General features: G+C 68.7%; 13 protein-coding genes. 7 read left to right on the plus strand and 6 right to left on the minus strand.

Features of this window, described 5'->3' with window-relative positions; translation table 11 throughout:
- Window positions 1-247 precede the first annotated feature (247 nt).
- Entirely contained in the window at window positions 248-1,306 is a 1,059-nt protein-coding gene (locus KW835_RS10180; protein WP_218382262.1) for an aromatic ring-hydroxylating dioxygenase subunit alpha, read from the plus strand.
- Entirely contained in the window at window positions 1,303-2,268 is a 966-nt protein-coding gene (locus tag KW835_RS10185; RefSeq protein ID WP_218382263.1) for a PDR/VanB family oxidoreductase, read from the plus strand. Before KW835_RS10180 ends, KW835_RS10185 begins: the two co-directional genes overlap by 4 nt.
- Before the next feature lie 210 nt (window positions 2,269-2,478).
- Here the strand turns inward: KW835_RS10185 and KW835_RS10190 are convergent, their stop codons facing one another.
- From KW835_RS10190 to KW835_RS10200, 3 genes are all read right to left on the minus strand, one after another.
- Window positions 2,479-2,847, minus strand: a complete 369-nt coding sequence (locus tag KW835_RS10190; protein WP_218382264.1) for an HPF/RaiA family ribosome-associated protein — start codon at window positions 2,845-2,847, stop codon at window positions 2,479-2,481.
- Between the two features lie 218 nt (window positions 2,848-3,065).
- Window positions 3,066-5,084: a CHASE2 domain-containing protein gene (locus KW835_RS10195; protein WP_218382265.1), complete on the minus strand. Its 2,019-nt coding sequence runs from the start codon at window positions 5,082-5,084 to the stop codon at window positions 3,066-3,068.
- Window positions 5,056-8,628: a TonB-dependent receptor domain-containing protein gene (locus tag KW835_RS10200; protein WP_218382266.1), complete on the minus strand. Its 3,573-nt coding sequence runs from the start codon at window positions 8,626-8,628 to the stop codon at window positions 5,056-5,058. Before KW835_RS10200 ends, KW835_RS10195 begins: the two co-directional genes overlap by 29 nt.
- 294 nt (window positions 8,629-8,922) lie before the next feature.
- On the opposite strand from KW835_RS10200, the gene KW835_RS10205 reads away from it, so the two are divergent.
- A complete protein-coding gene (locus KW835_RS10205; protein WP_218382267.1) occupies window positions 8,923-9,807 on the plus strand; it encodes a gamma-glutamyl-gamma-aminobutyrate hydrolase family protein in 885 nt (294 codons plus the stop codon).
- On the opposite strand, the gene KW835_RS10210 is transcribed toward KW835_RS10205, so the two are convergent.
- The gene (locus KW835_RS10210) at window positions 9,721-10,713 is read right to left on the minus strand and encodes a LysR family transcriptional regulator (RefSeq protein WP_255593441.1); all 993 of its coding nucleotides are present in this window, start codon (window positions 10,711-10,713) and stop codon (window positions 9,721-9,723) included. The genes KW835_RS10205 and KW835_RS10210 overlap by 87 nt on opposite strands.
- A 93-nt stretch (window positions 10,714-10,806) precedes the next feature.
- Here KW835_RS10210 and KW835_RS10215 point away from each other — a divergent pair, with 93 nt between their 5' ends.
- The 4 genes from KW835_RS10215 (at window position 10,807) to KW835_RS10230 (ending at window position 14,505) form a co-directional block, all read left to right on the plus strand.
- The gene (locus tag KW835_RS10215) at window positions 10,807-11,154 is read left to right on the plus strand and encodes a protocatechuate 4,5-dioxygenase subunit alpha (RefSeq protein WP_218382450.1); all 348 of its coding nucleotides are present in this window, start codon (window positions 10,807-10,809) and stop codon (window positions 11,152-11,154) included.
- 43 nt (window positions 11,155-11,197) lie between these two features.
- Window positions 11,198-12,046, plus strand: coding sequence for a class III extradiol dioxygenase family protein (locus KW835_RS10220; protein ID WP_218382269.1), 849 nt, complete (start codon window positions 11,198-11,200; stop codon window positions 12,044-12,046).
- Window positions 12,047-12,199: 153 nt separating this feature from the next.
- Window positions 12,200-13,480 carry a putative DNA modification/repair radical SAM protein gene (locus tag KW835_RS10225; RefSeq protein WP_218382270.1) on the plus strand — a complete coding sequence of 427 codons (1,281 nt, stop codon included), beginning with the start codon at window positions 12,200-12,202 and terminating at the stop codon, window positions 13,478-13,480.
- A gap of 146 nt (window positions 13,481-13,626) precedes the next feature.
- Window positions 13,627-14,505 (plus strand): TIGR03915 family putative DNA repair protein, encoded by an 879-nt coding sequence (locus KW835_RS10230; protein ID WP_218382271.1) that lies wholly within the window; start codon window positions 13,627-13,629, stop codon window positions 14,503-14,505.
- On the opposite strand, the gene KW835_RS10235 is transcribed toward KW835_RS10230, so the two are convergent.
- Both KW835_RS10235 and KW835_RS10240 read right to left on the minus strand, forming a co-directional pair.
- Window positions 14,474-15,475 carry a pyridoxamine 5'-phosphate oxidase family protein gene (locus KW835_RS10235; protein WP_218382272.1) on the minus strand — a complete coding sequence of 334 codons (1,002 nt, stop codon included), beginning with the start codon at window positions 15,473-15,475 and terminating at the stop codon, window positions 14,474-14,476. The genes KW835_RS10230 and KW835_RS10235 overlap by 32 nt on opposite strands.
- Window positions 15,472-16,116 carry a glutathione S-transferase family protein gene (locus tag KW835_RS10240; RefSeq protein WP_218382273.1) on the minus strand — a complete coding sequence of 215 codons (645 nt, stop codon included), beginning with the start codon at window positions 16,114-16,116 and terminating at the stop codon, window positions 15,472-15,474. The genes KW835_RS10235 and KW835_RS10240 overlap by 4 nt, the downstream gene beginning before the upstream one ends.
- Window positions 16,117-16,164: the final 48 nt, after the last annotated feature.

Genomic DNA, 16,164 nt, shown 5'->3' on the forward strand with positions numbered 1-16,164 from the left:
GGCCAAAGTGGGTGCCAGCCAGGCCAGAATGTATACAGAAACCCTCGTCAAATCCAGACAAGCAGAACAAACACTCAGTCAAAACAACACCTTACAAGCTATGCCGGCGCGCGATAGCTGGTTTTCAGTATTTTTATGTATACAGCTCGGCACTCATTTCGCACAATCCGCTGTATCCAGGTGGGCGCCTTCCCGGTTGCGCACTGGCCCCATGAACAAGCTGACGACACCCACGAGACAAATCACCATGTATCCCAAGAACGCCTGGTACGTTGCCTGCACCCCTGACGAGATCGCCGACAAGCCGCTGGGCCGCATGGTCTGCGGCGAGAAGATCGTGTTCTACCGCCCCGCGCCCGGCAAGGTCGCCGCGCTGGAGGACTTCTGCCCCCACCGGGGCGCGCCGCTGTCGCTGGGCAAGGTGTGCGATGGCGAGCTGATGTGCGGCTACCACGGCCTGCGCGTGGGCTGCGACGGCAAGGGGGTGTCCATGCCCGGCCAGCGCGTCCAGGGCTTTCCGCGCACGCGCAGTTTCCCCGTGCAAGAGCGCTACGGCTTCATCTGGGTGTGGACGGGCGATGCGGCCCTGGCCGACCCGGCCAAGATCCACCACCTGCCATGGGCCGAGAGCGAAGAATGGGCCTACGGCGGCGGGCTGTACCACATCGCCTGCGACTACCGCCTGATGATCGACAACCTGATGGACCTGACGCACGAGACCTACGTGCACGCCACCAGCATCGGGCAAAAAGAGATCGACGAGGTGCCCTGCAAGACCCGGGTCGAGGGCGACGAGGTCATCACGAGCCGCTTCATGGAAAACATCCAGGCGCCGCCGTTCTGGCAGATGGCGCTGCGCATGAACGGCCTGCCCGACGACCAGCCGGTGGACCGCTGGCAGATCTGCCACTTCTCGCCACCGAGCCACGTGCTCATCGAAGTGGGCGTGGCGCTGGCCGGCCACGGCGGCTACGACGCGCCGGCGGACAAGAAGGCATCGAGCATCGTGGTGGACTTCATCACGCCGGAGACCGACACCTCCATCCACTACTTCTGGGGCATGGCGCGCAACTTCAAGCCGCAGGACCCGGAGCTGACTGCCAAGATCCGCGAAGGCCAGGGCGGCATCTTTGCCGAGGACCAGGAGATGCTGGAAAAGCAGCAGCTCAACCTGCTGCGCCACCCGGACCGCAGGCTGCTCATGCTCAACATCGACGCGGGCGGCGTGCAGTCGCGCAAGGTGCTGGACCGCGTGATCGCCGCCGAGCGCGCGCCTGCAGCGCCGCAGCAGGTGGTGGCCGCATGACCGCGCAGGAGACGCTCCAGGTCCGCGTGGTCAAGAAGACCGCCGAGGCCGAAGGCATCGCCAGCTTCGAACTCGCGCGCCTGGACGGCCAGCCCCTGCCGCCCTTCAGCGCGGGCTCGCACATCGACGTGCATGTCCCCGGTGGCATGGTGCGCCAGTACTCGCTGTGCAACGCCTCGCACGAGCAGCACCGCTACCGCATCGCCGTGCTGCGCGACCCCGCCTCGCGCGGCGGCTCGGTGGGCATGCACGAGCGCGTGACCGAAGGCGACGTGATCACCATCAGCACGCCGCGCAACCACTTTGCGCTGCACCCGGCGCAGCACACGCTGCTGCTTGCGGGCGGCATCGGCGTGACGCCGCTGCTGTGCATGGCCGACCGCCTGGCGCGCACCGGCGCGGCCTTTGCGTTGCACTATTGCACGCGCTCGGCCGAGCGCACCGCGTTCGCCGGCGAAATCACCGCGTCCCCCATGGCTCCGCACGTGCACTTTCACTTCGATGCAGGGGCGCCCGAGCAAAAGCTCGACCTGGCGTCCGTGCTGGCAGCGCCGGGGGACGACAAGCGCGTGTACGTGTGCGGCCCGGCGGGCTTCATCGACCACGTGGTGAACACGGCCCAGACCATGGGCTGGGCGCAGGACCGCATCCACCTGGAATACTTTGGCGCGCCCACGCAGGACACTTCGGGCGATGAAGGCTTCGAGGTGCGCATCGCGAGCACCGGCAAGACCTATGCGATTGCGCCGGGCATGTCGATCGTGGAAGCGCTGCGCGGCCAGGGCATCGACATCATGACCTCGTGCGAGCAGGGCGTGTGCGGCACCTGCATCACCCGCGTGCTGGAGGGCGAGGTGGACCACCGCGACATGTACCTGACCGATGAGGAAAAGGCGAGCAACGAGCAGTTCATGCCCTGCTGCTCGCGCGCACGCAGCAAGCTGCTGGTGCTGGATTTGTGAGCGCTGCGGCGGCGATGGCCGCAGGCTGATGCGAAGACGCCGGCGCCATGCCGCATGGCGCGGGGTGGCTGTATGACAAGCTGCGCGCGGGCCCCAGCCAGCGAAGGCGCGCCTGCGCAATGCAGGCGCCACCTTCGGTTGCTATCGTTCACATAGCAACAAAATGAGTATCGGAGAGCGCCAGCGAGGTATGGGTTGCAACATTCAACTTCAGCCTGCAGCGGCGGCATCCGACGCGTCCAGCGTGCGGATGGTGTCACGCCCATGGCGGTCTTTGGCGCGGCCCAGGTCGGTGTCGAGCGCGCGGGCCAGCTTGTCGACCGAAGAGATGAACGCCCGGCCCATCTCGCTGGCGTCGTCGGCCACAGAGATCGGCTGACGGCCGGTGACGCGCGCCTCGATGCGACAGCGCTTGTCGTTGGCACCGGACTTGCCTGCGTCGAGGTCGCTCAAGAACACATCCAGCCGCGTCACATGGTCCTGAAAGCGCGACAGCCGGCTCTTGGCTTCGGTGGCGATCCAATCGCTGAGGGATTCGCCGCCTTCGATGTGGTCGTCCGTATTGACTTGTACTTGCATGGTGGTGCTCCTTGAGAAATCCAAGCGAAGGACCTTGCCCTGCCTTGTCTTGCGTCCCGGCTGGGCAGCCGTCCCGTGAACCCCCATGGTCGCACCTTCGGGGCGCTGCGCCCGTAAGAACCTGTTAGTCGCCGGGTCTTCCATGTGCATGGCGTGCAGAGGTCATTGCAATGTGGCGGGCTGCAGGGCGACCCGGCTGGCACAGCAGGCTTGCTCGCTCAGAGCTTGTCGAGCGCCACGGCAGGCGCCCACGCCGCACCCTCGGGCAGCAGGCGCGCAGCGGCCACGCGCTGCTGCAGGCGCAGCGCCGCCGCATCGCCAGGAAGGCGTTGGAGTACTGCTGCCAGATGCGTGTCGGCGGCGTTCCAGTCGCGCGCATGGAACGCGTCGAGTGCGCTCTGGCTCGCCTGGCAGGCCGCAGTGTCCTCGCAGGGTGTGAACACGCGCACCGGCTCGGTCTTGCCCTTCACGATCACATCGTCCAGCGGTCGCAGCGCCATGCCTGGCGGCAACTGCGCAGCAGTGGCGGCGGACAGCAGGATCCCGGTGCCAAAGGCCTTGTTCGCGCCTTCCAGGCGCGCAGCCAGGTTCACGGCGTCGCCGATCGCGGTGTAGGAGAAGCGCTGCTCCGAGCCCACGTTGCCCACCACCACGCGGCCCGTGTGCAGCCCAATGCGCATGTGGATGGGCGGCAGCCCCCGCGCGCGCAGGTCCGCCGCCAGCGGCTCCATGGCCTGCTGCATGGCAACGGCCGCGCGCACCGCGTGCTCGGCATGCTGCGCGTCGGGCAGCGGCGCGCCCCAGAAGGCCATGACCGCGTCGCCGATGAACTTGTCCACCGTGCCGCCGGTGGCATGCACGATGGGCGTCATCGCATTGAAGTAACCGGTGAGCACCTCCACCGTCTGCTCGGCCGTGAGCTGCTCGGACAGCGTGGTGAAGTTGGCCAGGTCGGTGAACATGAGCGTGACCTCGCGCGCCTCGCCGCCCAGGCGCAATAGTTCGGGCTGGGCGATCAGGCGCGAGACGACGGCAGGCGGCGCGTACTGCGCGAACATGGCGCGGATCTGCCGCGCGCGCTGGCGCACGGCGGCGTACCCCACCAGCGCTGCCGCTCCATGGATGGCCAGGACGCTCGCCGCCGGCAGCAGCGGCGGCCACCACAGGCGCCAACGGGCAAACAGCCACCACGATGTGGCGGCGATCATGGTCACCAGCGCCGCTGCGAGCACCGCCGCGCCAGCGGTGTGCAGCCTGCGGTTGGCCCGCAGCAGCAGCGGCAGCAGTGCGGCGATGAGGGCCAGGCTCCAGCCGTCGGACACACTGCGCAGCCCCCCGCCCGTCATGAAGTTGTCCACCAGCGTGGCCTGCAGCTCGACGCCCGGGAACAGCCGCTCGCCGCCCGCCGTTCCGAACGGCGAGTTGAACAGGTCGGCCTGCGTGCGCGACAGCTCCGTGGCCGTGCGGGCGGAGCGGCCCACAAGGACGATCTTGCCCTTGAAGAACCCGAGCGGCAGCAGGCCAGGCTCCAGCGCCTGGTAGTACGAGCGCGTATCGAAGGTGCCGCGCGGCCCCCGGTAGCCGATCCAGTCGAAATGGCGCAGCACGGGCGTAACGCCGCGCGCCTCGGCCGCGCGCTGCGCAAGCCGCAGCGCAAAGCCGCCCTGCGCCACGGGGGCACGCCGCACCACGAAGTCGTCGTCGGGCTCCACGCCCGCATCGCCCGACTCGGCACCGGCATCGAGCAGGCGCTGCAGCGGCAGGATGTCCATCCACATCGACGCATTGCCACTGTCGATCTTCTCGCGCGTGGAGGCCAGCACCACCGGGCCCACGTCGCTGATGGCGCGGGCCAGTGCGGCGTCCTCGGCCTCGGAGGTGGGCTCGGCGAACACCACGTCCAGGCCCACGGCGGCAGCCCCTTCGGCGTGCAGGCGCTGCAGCAGCGCAGCGTGCACGCTGCGGGGGAAGGGCCAGGCCTGCTGCAGTTCCTGGAAGGTGGGCTCATCGATCGCCAGGATCACCACGGGCAACGTGGTGCGGTAGGGCGCCGTCAGAGTCGCGAGCACGTCGAAGGTCTTGAACTCCAGCACATGCCAGGTGCGGCTGAAAGTGGCGGCCCCCACCAGCAGCAGCGCCAGCACGCAGGCGCCCAGCGCCGTCCACCGCCGGCGGTGCCGCGCCGCCGGCGCCGCCCCTGCCGCGCGGTCAGAACCGGTAGCGCGCATCCAGGACATAGCGGGTCTTGCGGCGGTCCGACTTCGGGGCCCACAGGTTCATCGCAGCCACTCCGACGACCCAGTGCTTGTCCTGCGATTCCCAGAATCCCATCAGGTCCACGCCCCAGCCCGGCGCGATGCGGGTGAGGTTTTCCCTGTCCTCGAAGCGCTCCGACCGGTACACGGCGCGGCCACTCAGGTACAGGCGCTGCGGGCCGGCCCAGGTGGCGCCCAGCACGGCGGTATGGCGCGGGATGTACGGGATGCGGCCCACCGGCACATCCGCGTCGTAGCTGCGGCTCTCGCTGCCCTGGTAGAGGTACTTGGCATAGGCCGACCAGCGCCGGCTGAACATGTGGTTGACGCCCGCGCCCAGCGCCCTGAGCGTGCCGCTGTCGAAGCTGGGCGTGTCTTCCAGCAGGTCGGTGGTGGAGAGATTGGCGAGCTGCGCGTTGCGCATTTCCTCAAGGAACGGCAGGCTGGGCGTGCGCAGGTCCACGCCCACGGTGCCGGGGTTATGTATGCGCAGATGATCAGCGCGCAGGCTGAGGAATGTGCTCTGGCCCAGCTCCACGCCCACCTGCGCCACGGCGCGCTTGTGACGGCCGCCGGCTTCGACCAGCCGGTCCTCGACGGGGATGCCGGCCGTCTCCACGCTGGTGAGCGTAGAGACGCTCAGGGGCCGCAACCAGTCCTGGTAGGCCATGCGCACCGTGGTGCCCTGCGCCGGTTGCCAGACGATGCCCACGCGGGGCGTGACCACGCGCTCCATCTCGGCGCGGCGCGCGGCCTCTTCGGTCAGCTGTTCCAGGTTCACGAGGTAGCTGCGCGTCAGGCCATCGACGCGGTGGCGTATCTGCTGCACGCCCAGCGCCGCATCCAGGCCCAGCGCGGGGTCAAGGCGCTGGGTCGTCGCCAGGGTCAAGGCGGTGTAGCGGCGGTCCACATGGTTGTAGCCATCCACAAGAAAAAAGTCGCGGTAAGTACCCACCCCGGGAATGTCGGCCGCCACCGCTGCGGCGCCGCCGATCAGGTTGTTCTGGCGCTCGCGCACATGCTCCAGGGCCACGCTCCAGCGGCTGCCCGGTGCGGTGTCCACCGTGTGCCGAAGCTGCAAGTCGTTGAACTGTTTGCGGGGCTCGCTGCCCACCCCCATCAGGCTGACGAAGGGTGGCTCCAGGTACAGCGTGGGATAGCCCGTGAGCAGAATGCTCTCCATGCTGCGTCCGAGCTTGATCCAGGTCTGTTCCGTGGGCCCCCAGCGGTAGGCCATGCCGAGGGCACCCTGCGTGCTCTTGTTGTCCATCGCGGTCTCGAACAGGTTCTGGCTGCGCAAGCGCATGTCGAACTGGTTCAGGTATGCGAACAGATTGATGCGCTCGGTGGGCTGCATGCCCACACCCACGGTGACAGCACGCGCACGCACATCACCATAGCCACCCCGCACCGCCGGAGCACTGTTGACCTGCAGGTCGAACGGAAACTCGCTTGCATTCGCCGATTGGGCCTTGAAGAACCACGACACCGGCACCTGGGTGTTGTTCATTCCGTTGAGCGTGACAGCAGGCGCTCGCATGCGGTACAGGTCTTTGTCCAGCGTCACCCCCACCGCCCCGTGCACCCCGGGCTGCTGCAGCAGCGACGAATACCGCTGGCTGGCCCCGAACGCCATCGGGTCCGTGAGAAAGCCCTGGAACAGCGCCGAATTCTTGTTGAACTCACCCGGATAGCGGTCGGCCAGGAACAGGTGGCTGCCGCCCCAGTACGGATAGAAGCTCTGCTGCGCCAGCTCCAGCGCCCAGTCCTCCATGCCGAAGAAGGCCAGCGACGCACCGAGGTTGGCGCTGCCCTTCTGGTCGTTCGCCACCTGATTGAGCGACTTCAGGTACGGCATGCGCTCCACCGCAGCACGCGCGGCCTCCACGGCCTCGCCCGGCTGGAACAGGTCGGTGTGGATCTGCGCGAGCAGCATGTAGGGCACCGGGTCCTTGTCGTCCAGGCTGCTGGCCTGGTGCAGCGTGGCCAACGCGTCCTGGTGGCGGCCGAGCTGGTAGTACGCCACGGCCGTCCAGGTCTTGGCTCGGGCATAGCGCGGCTCCATGACCCCGGCGCGCAGGAAGGCGTCGAGCGCCTGCTGCGGCTGGCCTTGCTTGAGGTGCAGCAGCCCCTGGCCGGTCAGCGCCACATAGTCCGCCGGGTTGTCACCCAGGGCCGTGGCGAACGCCGCGCCGGCTTCGGTGAACTGGTTGACGAAGGTCTCGAGTGTGCCCAGCTCGCCATGGGCGCCGGGCGCATCGCGCGATATGGCGATGGCGCGCTGCAGGTTTTGACGGGCGGGGGCAGGGTCTTCACGCTCTGTGTGCGCGCTGCCCAGGCCCTGCCAGCCGCGTGCATCGCCAGGGGCCAGTTGCGTAGCTTCGGCATAGGCGGCCAGGGTGGCGGGGGCATCGCCCCGGCGGCGGGCCAGCTCGGCGCGCACGAGAGCGATGTCGGCATGCGCGGTGCCCTGGGACGGCGCCAGCGTGGCAGAGGCTTCGTCCACGCGGTCGCTCAGCATCTGCACACGCGCCAGCTGGGCCACCAGCGCCGGGTGCGCGGGCCAGTGCTGGAGCGCCGCGCGCAAGGTTTGCGCCGCAGCGGGGCCATCACCGTCCATGAGCTGCAGGTCCGACTGCATCAGCCAGACAGGTAGCGGCGCGCCAGCTGGCGTGTTGACGGCCACCTGCCGCGCGAGCTGGTCACGCGCCGTGGCGGTCTCGCCGGACAGGAGCGCAATCGCCGCCTCCATCACGGCGACCCACGGCGCCGGGGCACCCGCGCGGGACTGCGCCAGGGCCGCGCGGGCAGCGGCCATGTCGCGTGCCTGCAGCGCAGCGCGCACAGGCGCCAACCCTTCGGGCATGGGCTCGGCAGCCAGGTGCACCAGCGGATCGGCGCGCAGGGCGTTCACCCACTGGATGCGGTCGCGCGGCTGGCTCAGCACGAGCTTGACAGGGGCCTTGCCCACATCGGCGACGGCGGCTTCATTGGCGCTCACCAGCACCTGGCCCTGCGCGTTGAAGAACTCCACCGTGCCCGACAGCACCGTGAGCAGCGTGCGGCCGTCGTCGTCCACGGCCAGGTCCCAGTCGGTGCCCCGGATCGCGGCGGTGGCGGCAGGGGTCTCCAGGTTCAGGCGGCTGCCGTCGGCGCGGCGGGTCTGCGTCCAGGCGCGGCCCGCATTGAGCATCAGCGTCGTCACGGGCTGGGCCGGCGTGGCCACGCCCTTGACCTGCAGCACCGTGTTCTGGTGCAGGCGCAGCTGGGTGTCGTCGGCAAACAGCAGGGCCATCTTGGCCGCCTGGCGCGTGCGCACGAAATCTCCGGTGCCCAGCGCCTGGGCAGGACGGGCCGGCAGCCAGTCCGTGGCAGACGCAGAGCGCTGATCGCCCGCGCCCTGCAGGCTGACGATTTCCGCGGCAGCGCCAGGGGGCACCGCGGCCTGGGACAGCAGGGGCCAGGCAATGGCCGTCAGCGCGGCCAGCGCAGTGAGCGCGGGCCGACAATTTTTTTTGTGAAGCATTCGTGGGGCTCTCCGGGAGACTCTGAACAGGCGTCACCCGGCGGCCCTCCCTGGCGCCAAGTGCACGGAAATTATCGCGAGCACGAAAGAATGCGTCGTATCACGCAACAGATTCAGCAAAACATTTCATGAAGAAAGCCACATTTCGCAGCACTGCATCGCAGAAGGCCGACGCGTGCAGGGGTGCAGGCCGCTCTCCTACAGACGCGCCACGGGCTGCGGTGCTACAACGTTGGTACCTGTTGTTCACTGCACGGCAGCACCGTTTCAGCGTGCTGCCCGGAGCCCGCACCCATGCCCGATGACCGTCGCCTCAAGATTGGTTTGTCCGCCTGCTTCCAGCACGCCGATCCGACCCGCCCGCTGTTCACCAACAAGACGCTGCAGTATGTAGAGCAGTCCATCGCGCATTGGATCATGTCGGCCGGCGCCATGGTGGTGATGGTGCCCTGCCCCACCGGCGAGACGGCGCGCGGCGACGTGACGCTGGCGCACTACGCGCAGTGGCTTGACGGCGTGGTGATGCATGGAGGCGCGGACGTGTGGCCGGGCAACTACGGCGAGGAGCCGCTGCGCGAGGAATGGATCGGCGACCGCGTGCGCGACCTGTACGACCTGGCGGTCGTGAAGGCGTTCGCCGAGGTGCGCAAGCCCATCTTCGGCGTGTGCCGGGGGCTGCAGCTGATCAACGTGGCATTCGGCGGCGCGCTCTACCAGGACCTGCAGACCCAGCATCCCGGCGCATTGCAGCACCGCAATGCGTCCACATACGACCAGCACTTTCACGACATCAACATCGTCGAAGGAACGCGCCTGGCGCAGCTGTACCCCGAGAAGCCCAGAGCCCGCGTCAACAGCATCCACCACCAGGGCATCAAGCGGGTCGCCCCTGACTTCGTCGTGGAAGCACTGAGCGAGCCCGACGGCGTACCCGAAGCCATTCGCCTGCAGGCCGGGCCGGGGCGAGGCTACATCGCCGCCACGCAGTGGCATCCCGAGTTCCACAAGGTCGGTGCCGACACGCTGGACGACACCGCCATCCTGCAGGACTTCCTGGCCGCATGCGCCGAAGCCAAGGCCCACCCGCAGCCCTCAGGCCACCCCACCGGCATGCGCGACCGCGCCACGCGGCTGCTGCGTCAGGCACTGCGCAGGGACCGCAGCCGGGCCGCCAAGTAGCGCCGCCGGCAGCACAGCGCCGACCGCGGCCTCCATCTGCTCGCGCAACCAGCGATGCGCCGCATCCTGCTGGTGGCGCACATGCCAGACCATGTACATCGGCAACTGCGGGCATGGCACCGGCACCGGTGCGCTGGCCAGGCCCGCAAGTGCGGTGCGCGACAGCAGCGACGGTGCCGTGGCGAGCAGTGGCGTGCCGCGCACGAACGCTGGCAGCGCGGCAAAGCCGGGCACGCGCACGGCAAAGCGGCGGTGGTGGCCGCGCTCTTCGAGCTGCCGGTCCAGGTCCAGGCCCCGGTGCGCCTCGTAGGCCACGGTGACGTGGTCGGCAGCGAGGTAGTCCGCCACCTCGGCAGGCGCGCTGCGCATGCAGGGGTCGTAGAACACGCGGTAGTGGTCCGCGAACAGGCGCTTTTGCAGGATGTCGGTGCCGTCAGGCGGGCGCGGGCTGATCACCATTTGGCAGGCATCCGAGCGCAGCAGCTCTGCTCCTGGGGCGCCACTGGGCACGATGCGCAGGGCGACGCCGGGCGCCGCCTCGCGCAGGCGTTGCGCAACCACAGGCAGCAGGAGGTCGCGCTGGAAGTCGTTGGCCGCGATGGTCAGCTGCGCGGCCCACCGTGCGGGCTCGAACTGCGGGCCGCGCGCAAACTGCTCCATCTGCCGTAGCAGCTCGCGCGCTGGCGCAGCCAGGCTGTCCGCCCGCGCAGTGGGAACGATGCCCCGCCCGCGCTTGACGAACAGCGGGTCACCCGTGATGGCCCGCAGCTTGCCCAGCAGGTGGCTCACCGCCGACTGCGTGACGCCCAGGCGCGCGGCCGCGGCGGTGATGCTGCCGGTCTCCAGCACGGCCACCAGCAGCTGCAGCAGGTGCGCATCCAGGTGCGACCAATCGATTTCGCTCATGGATCCGATGATCCCGGCCCCCTTCATCTTTGGCAATGCGCGCCCGACACTGCAGTCTGACCTGCATCAAGCCAAGGAGACATCGTGATCCCACTGCCCACCCCCTTGCCACCCATTCCCGGCACCACGCCGTTCGACGGCACGCAGGCCCGCAAGGGCTATGCGCTCAACAAGATGTGCTTTTCGTTCAACCACGCCGCCAACCGCGCAGCATTCGCCGCCGACGAAGAGGCCTACATGCAGCAGTACGGACTGAACGAGCAGCAGGCCGCGGCCATCCGCGCCCGCAACGTGCTGCAGCTGATCGCCGCCGGTGGCAACGCGTACTACCTGGCCAAGTTCGCAGGCATCTTCGGCCTGGACATGCAGGACATAGGGGCACAGCAGACAGGCATGACCAAGGACGAATTCAAGGCCAGGCTGGTGGCGGCGGGCCGCTAGGAAAAGCAACAGCGCAAAGACACAGCAAAGGAGCACCCACACCATGGCACAAGTCATCGGCGGCCTCGGCACATCGCACATTCCTGCCATTGGCGGCGCCATCCACAAGGGCTTGCAGAGCGAGCCCTACTGGAAGCCCTTCTTCGACGGCTTTGCGCCCATCCGCCAGTGGCTGGGCGCCAGGCAGCCCGATGTGGTAGTGATGTTCTACAACGACCACGGCCTGAACTTCTTCCTGGACAAGATGCCCACCTTTGCCGTGGGCGCGGCGGCCCGCTACCACAATGCGGACGAAGGCTGGGGCATTCCCACGCTGGCACCGCTGACGGGCGAGGTGGATTTGTCCTGGCATCTCATCAACGCCCTGGTTGCGCAGGAGTTCGATGTGACCACCTGCCAGGAAATGCTGGTGGACCACGCCTGCACCCTGCCGCTCAAGCTCTTCTGGCCCGAGGGCGACTGCCCGGTGACGGTGGTGCCAGTGTGCATCAACACCGTGCAGTTCCCCCTGCCGTCGGCCCGGCGCTGCTACGCCCTCGGCAAGGCCGTGGGCGCGGCCATCCAGCATTGGGACAGCGGCAAGAAGGTGGCGGTGATCGCCTCGGGCGGCCTGTCGCACCAGCTCGACGGCGAGCGGGCGGGCTTCATCAACAAGGCATTCGACCTGCAGTTCATCGAAAGCCTGGTGAGCAACCCCGAATGGGCCACGCAGTTCAGCGTGCACGAACTGGTGGAGAAGACCGGCACCCAGGGCGTGGAGCTGCTCATGTGGCTGGCCATGCGCGGCGCGCTGAGCACGGCCAGCGCGGGCGTGCGGCGGGTGCACAGCAACTACCACATCCCGATTTCGAACACAGCGACGGCGGTGATGGCGCTGGAGTCCGTGCCTTGAAGGGCTCAGCCCGGGGTGGGTCGGAATTTCTATGTCATTTCAGGCCCTGGCGTTCATTGGCAAAGCGCAGATAGCTATGACTTAGATAGCAAATCACATCCATGCAATACCCTCGCACTGGCTTCGGATGGGAAATTACTGTAAATTCATACAGTGAATTTGCAATCCAAACTTTCCATCCTGGCCGATGCCGCCAAGTACGACGCTTCGTGCGCATCGAGCGGCGCGGCGCCGCGCGACTCGGTCGGCGGGCGTGGCATGGGTTCCACCGAGGGCATGGGCATTTGCCACAGCTATGCGCCGGACGGCCGCTGCATCTCGCTGCTCAAGATCCTGCTCACCAACTTTTGCCAGTACGACTGCCTGTACTGCGTGAACCGGGTGACAAGCAACGTGCCCCGGGCGCGATTCACCGTGGCCGAGGTCGTACAGCTCACGCTCGACTTCTACCGCCGCAACTGCATCGAGGGCCTTTTCCTCTCCAGCGGCATCATCCAGAGCCCCGACTACACCATGGAGCAGGTGGTGGAGGTGGCCCGCACGCTGCGCGAAGAGCACGACTTTCGCGGCTACATCCACTTGAAGACCATCCCCGATGCATCGCCCGAGCTGATGGAGCGCGCGGGCCGCTACGCCGACCGGCTGAGCATCAACGTGGAGCTGCCCACGCCCGAAGGCCTGACCGCGCTGGCGCCGCAGAAAGACAGCGCGGCCATTGCGAGGTCGATGGCGCGCATGGCCGTGCGCATCGAGGACGCGCGGCAGGCGCGCAAGGAGCAGGCCGCCGCCAAGGTCGTGTCGATGCCCGCCACCACACGCACGCTCACGCGGCGCGCTGTGGCGCCTCACTTCGCGCCGGGTGGGCAGAGCACGCAGATGATCGTGGGCGCCGACGCCACCGATGACCGCACCATCCTGGCGACCAGCGCGGGCCTGTATGGCGTGCACCGGCTGCGGCGCGTGTACTACTCGGCCTTCAGCCCCATTCCTGACGCGGCGCGCGCGCTGCCGCTCATCGCCCCGCCTACCGTGCGCGAGCACCGGCTCTACCAGGCCGACTGGCTGATGCGTTTCTACGGTTTCACGCACGGCGAGATCGTGCCCCCCAGCCAGGGCGGCATGCTGGCGCTGGACATGGACCCCAAGCTGGCCTGGGCCATTGCGCACCGCGAGCGCTTCCCGGTCAACCTGAACACCGCCCCGCGCGAGCTGCTGCTGCGCGTGCCGGGGTTCGGCGTGCAGACGGTGGACCGCCTGTTGGCCGCCCGCCGCGTGCGCCGCCTGCGCCATGCCGACCTGGCCCGGCTGCATGTGCCGCTCAAGAAAGTGCTGCCATTTGTCGAGGCCGTGGACTACCGCCCCGGGCGCGCGCTGGATGCCGCCGACCTGGCCGCACGCCTTGCGCCGCCACCTGCGCAGGGCAGTCTGTTCTGAAGGTTCGAGCCATGCGCGACAACGCTTGCACGTCCCCGCCCGTCCGTCCCGTGCTTGTCGAAAGCCTGCGCGCCCGCTGCGCCCGGGCTTGGACACTCTCAGCCATAACGGCCAGGGGCCGGCTGGCCTTCGCGAGCGCCTGATCCATGGCACAGCACACCGTCATGCTCGACCACCCCACCGACTGGGCCGGTTTTCGCCATGCCGCGCGCACCTTGGTGCAGGCGGGCGTGCCGCCGCAGGCCGTGGACTGGCTCACCGCGAAGGACGTTGCCGAGGACCTGTTCGCCGGCGCCGCCGCAGCCTCGCCACCAACGCTCGACCTGGCGGCGCTGCAGCCCCGCGCCGCACACCCGGCACCGCGCGTGCCCGAAGACTTCGTGCGGTTGTGCGAGCGCCTGGTGCTGCACCGCAACCCCGCGCGGTTCACGCTCATGTACCGCCTGCTGTGGCGACTGTCGCATGACCGCGCGCTGCGCCACGACCCGCTGGACGCCGACCGCATGCAGGCCCACCACATGGTGCGCGCCGTGGCACGCGACATGCACAAAATGCACGCCTTCGTGCGCTTTCGCCCCGTGACCGACAGCGAGGGCCGCACCGTGCAGGTTGCCTGGTTCGAGCCCGATCACTTCATCACCGAAGCCAACGCCGGGTTCTTCGTGCGGCGCTTCACGCACATGCACTGGGCCATCCTCACGCCGGACGCCAGCGTCCGCTGGGACGGCAGCACGCTGCAGGTCGGGCCCGGCGGCCAGCGCAGCGATGCCCCACCGCCCGACGCGGGCGAGGCGCTCTGGCTCACCTACTACCGCCACATCTTCAACCCCGCGCGGCTCAAGACCACCATGATGAAAAAGGAAATGCCCACACGCTACTGGCGCAACCTGCCCGAAGCCGCGCTGATCACCGAGCTGTCGCACAGCGCGCATGAACGCAGCGGGCACATGGTGCAGGCCGAGGCGACCACGCCGCGCAAGCGGATCTCCCCGCTCACCCCGTCGCACGCGCCCGCAGCGCGCTGAACTGCGGCGCGGGCTGCGGCGGCGTCCAGCGCCAGGGCAGCGCCCTGGCCCGCCACACGCCGCCCAGCACCTGCAATCGCAGCACACGCTGTGCGCCAGGCCAGGGGGCGCGGGCGGCGTCGTCCCACAGCAGCTCGGCACGGGCCGCGACGTGCAACAGGCCACCGTCCTCATAGTCCACCCACAGCAGCCCCGCCAGCGGGTGCAGGGCGAGATTTCCCAGCGTGTTGAAGAACAGGTTGCCGGGGTAATCGGGCACCGAGAGCACCACACCGTCCGGCGTGTGCGCAATCTGCACGAAGCCCGGTTCGCCGCCACGGTGCGAGATGTCCACGCCTTCATTGCGCTCTGCGCCCGGGCGCGCGGCCGAGGCGCTGGCGATGAACATCGTGTCGCTGCGCTCGATCAGCGCAAGCGCGGCAGCATCGAGCGCCGGTCCCAACGCCTGTGCCGGCACGGGCGGGGTCACCACATCCCGCAGGCCGGGCGCGCGGGCCTGGATGTACTTGGGACAGTTGCCGAAGCTCTGCGCCACCTCGACCTCCAGGCCCTGTGCTCCGAAGGCGGCGACACGCCCGTTCATGCGGTTGCGCCGGCGGGTATGGGGCTCCAGGCCCAGCACGCCCACCGGTGCGCCGTGTTCCAGTTGCGAGTGTTGTGCCAGTTGCGCGAGCGCCGGGTCGGCCGCATCGGGCTGCACCGCGATCTGCATGCTGCGCGCATCGGGCGTGTGCACGAAGCCCGGCGGCCCGGCCACCATGGTGGCCCAGGGCTGACCGCCTGCATCGATGGCGCCCAGCAGCAGCGTGGGCAGCTTCTCGAAAAGCTCGCGGTGCTGGTCGGGCATGTGGTCGCGCATCACCACCGGGCCGACCTCGGCCATGCGCTCGCGCACGCCCACGCGCTCCTGCAGGGCCTGCTCGCCCGCATGGAAGGCGGGAGCTTCGGCGAGCGGCAGGCTGGCGCTCATGCGGCTACCGCATCAGCGGCCTCGGGAAGGCGGTCGGCCAGCGGCACATAGCCGGGCAGGGCCTCCATGCGCGCCACCCAGGCAGCCACACGGGGATGGGCCGACAGCGGCAGCCCGCCGATGGGCGCCTGCGAGATGTAGCTCACCATGGCGACGTCGGCCAGGCTGGGCGCCTCACCATCCAGCAGCCAGGGGCGCCCTTGCAGTTCGCCCTCCATGAAATCCAGCAGCCGCTGGCCGATGGCCTGGGCCGCTTCGCTCACCGGGCGCCCGATGATGGCCGCAAAGCGCGGTGCCGCCACGCCCGGTGCCAGCAGGCCGGCGGCCAGGCTGAACCAGCGCTGCAGGCGCGCCTGGCCCACCGGGTCCTGCGGCATCCAGGCACTGCCAGGGGCGTAGCGCTGCACCAGGTAGACCAGGATGGCGGTGCTGTCGCTCAGCACCGTGCCGCCGTCCACGATCACGGGCACTTGGCCCAGGGCGTTCAGGGCCAGGTGTTCTGCGCGCTGGTGTTCGCCCTTCAACAGATTCACCTCGGCCAGCGCGAACGGCAGGCCCAGCAGCGAGAGCATCAGCTCGACGCGATGGCAGTGGCCGGACACGGCCATGCGGTACAGCGTGATGGGTTGGGTAGGGGCCATGGTGCAGTCCTTTGGGGCAGATAGTTGTGCAGGCCCGGACCTTATCTA

This window comes from Acidovorax sp. sic0104, assembly GCF_019219095.1.
Lineage (GTDB): Bacteria > Pseudomonadota > Gammaproteobacteria > Burkholderiales > Burkholderiaceae_C > Acidovorax.

Bases quoted from the DNA above. Each gene is read 5' to 3' on its own strand.
- KW835_RS10180 (WP_218382262.1), top strand. From the start codon at position 248: ATGTATCCCAAGAACGCCTGGTACGTTGCCTGCACCCCTGACGAGATC.
- KW835_RS10185 (WP_218382263.1), top strand. From the start codon at position 1,303: ATGACCGCGCAGGAGACGCTCCAGGTCCGCGTGGTCAAGAAGACCGCC.
- KW835_RS10190 (WP_218382264.1), bottom strand. From the start codon at position 2,847: ATGCAAGTACAAGTCAATACGGACGACCACATCGAAGGCGGCGAATCC.
- KW835_RS10195 (WP_218382265.1), bottom strand. From the start codon at position 5,084: ATGTCCTGGATGCGCGCTACCGGTTCTGACCGCGCGGCAGGGGCGGCG.
- KW835_RS10200 (WP_218382266.1), bottom strand. From the start codon at position 8,628: ATGCTTCACAAAAAAAATTGTCGGCCCGCGCTCACTGCGCTGGCCGCG.
- KW835_RS10205 (WP_218382267.1), top strand. From the start codon at position 8,923: ATGCCCGATGACCGTCGCCTCAAGATTGGTTTGTCCGCCTGCTTCCAG.
- KW835_RS10210 (WP_255593441.1), bottom strand. From the start codon at position 10,713: ATGAGCGAAATCGATTGGTCGCACCTGGATGCGCACCTGCTGCAGCTG.
- KW835_RS10220 (WP_218382269.1), top strand. From the start codon at position 11,198: ATGGCACAAGTCATCGGCGGCCTCGGCACATCGCACATTCCTGCCATT.
- KW835_RS10230 (WP_218382271.1), top strand. From the start codon at position 13,627: ATGGCACAGCACACCGTCATGCTCGACCACCCCACCGACTGGGCCGGT.
- KW835_RS10235 (WP_218382272.1), bottom strand. From the start codon at position 15,475: ATGAGCGCCAGCCTGCCGCTCGCCGAAGCTCCCGCCTTCCATGCGGGC.
- KW835_RS10240 (WP_218382273.1), bottom strand. From the start codon at position 16,116: ATGGCCCCTACCCAACCCATCACGCTGTACCGCATGGCCGTGTCCGGC.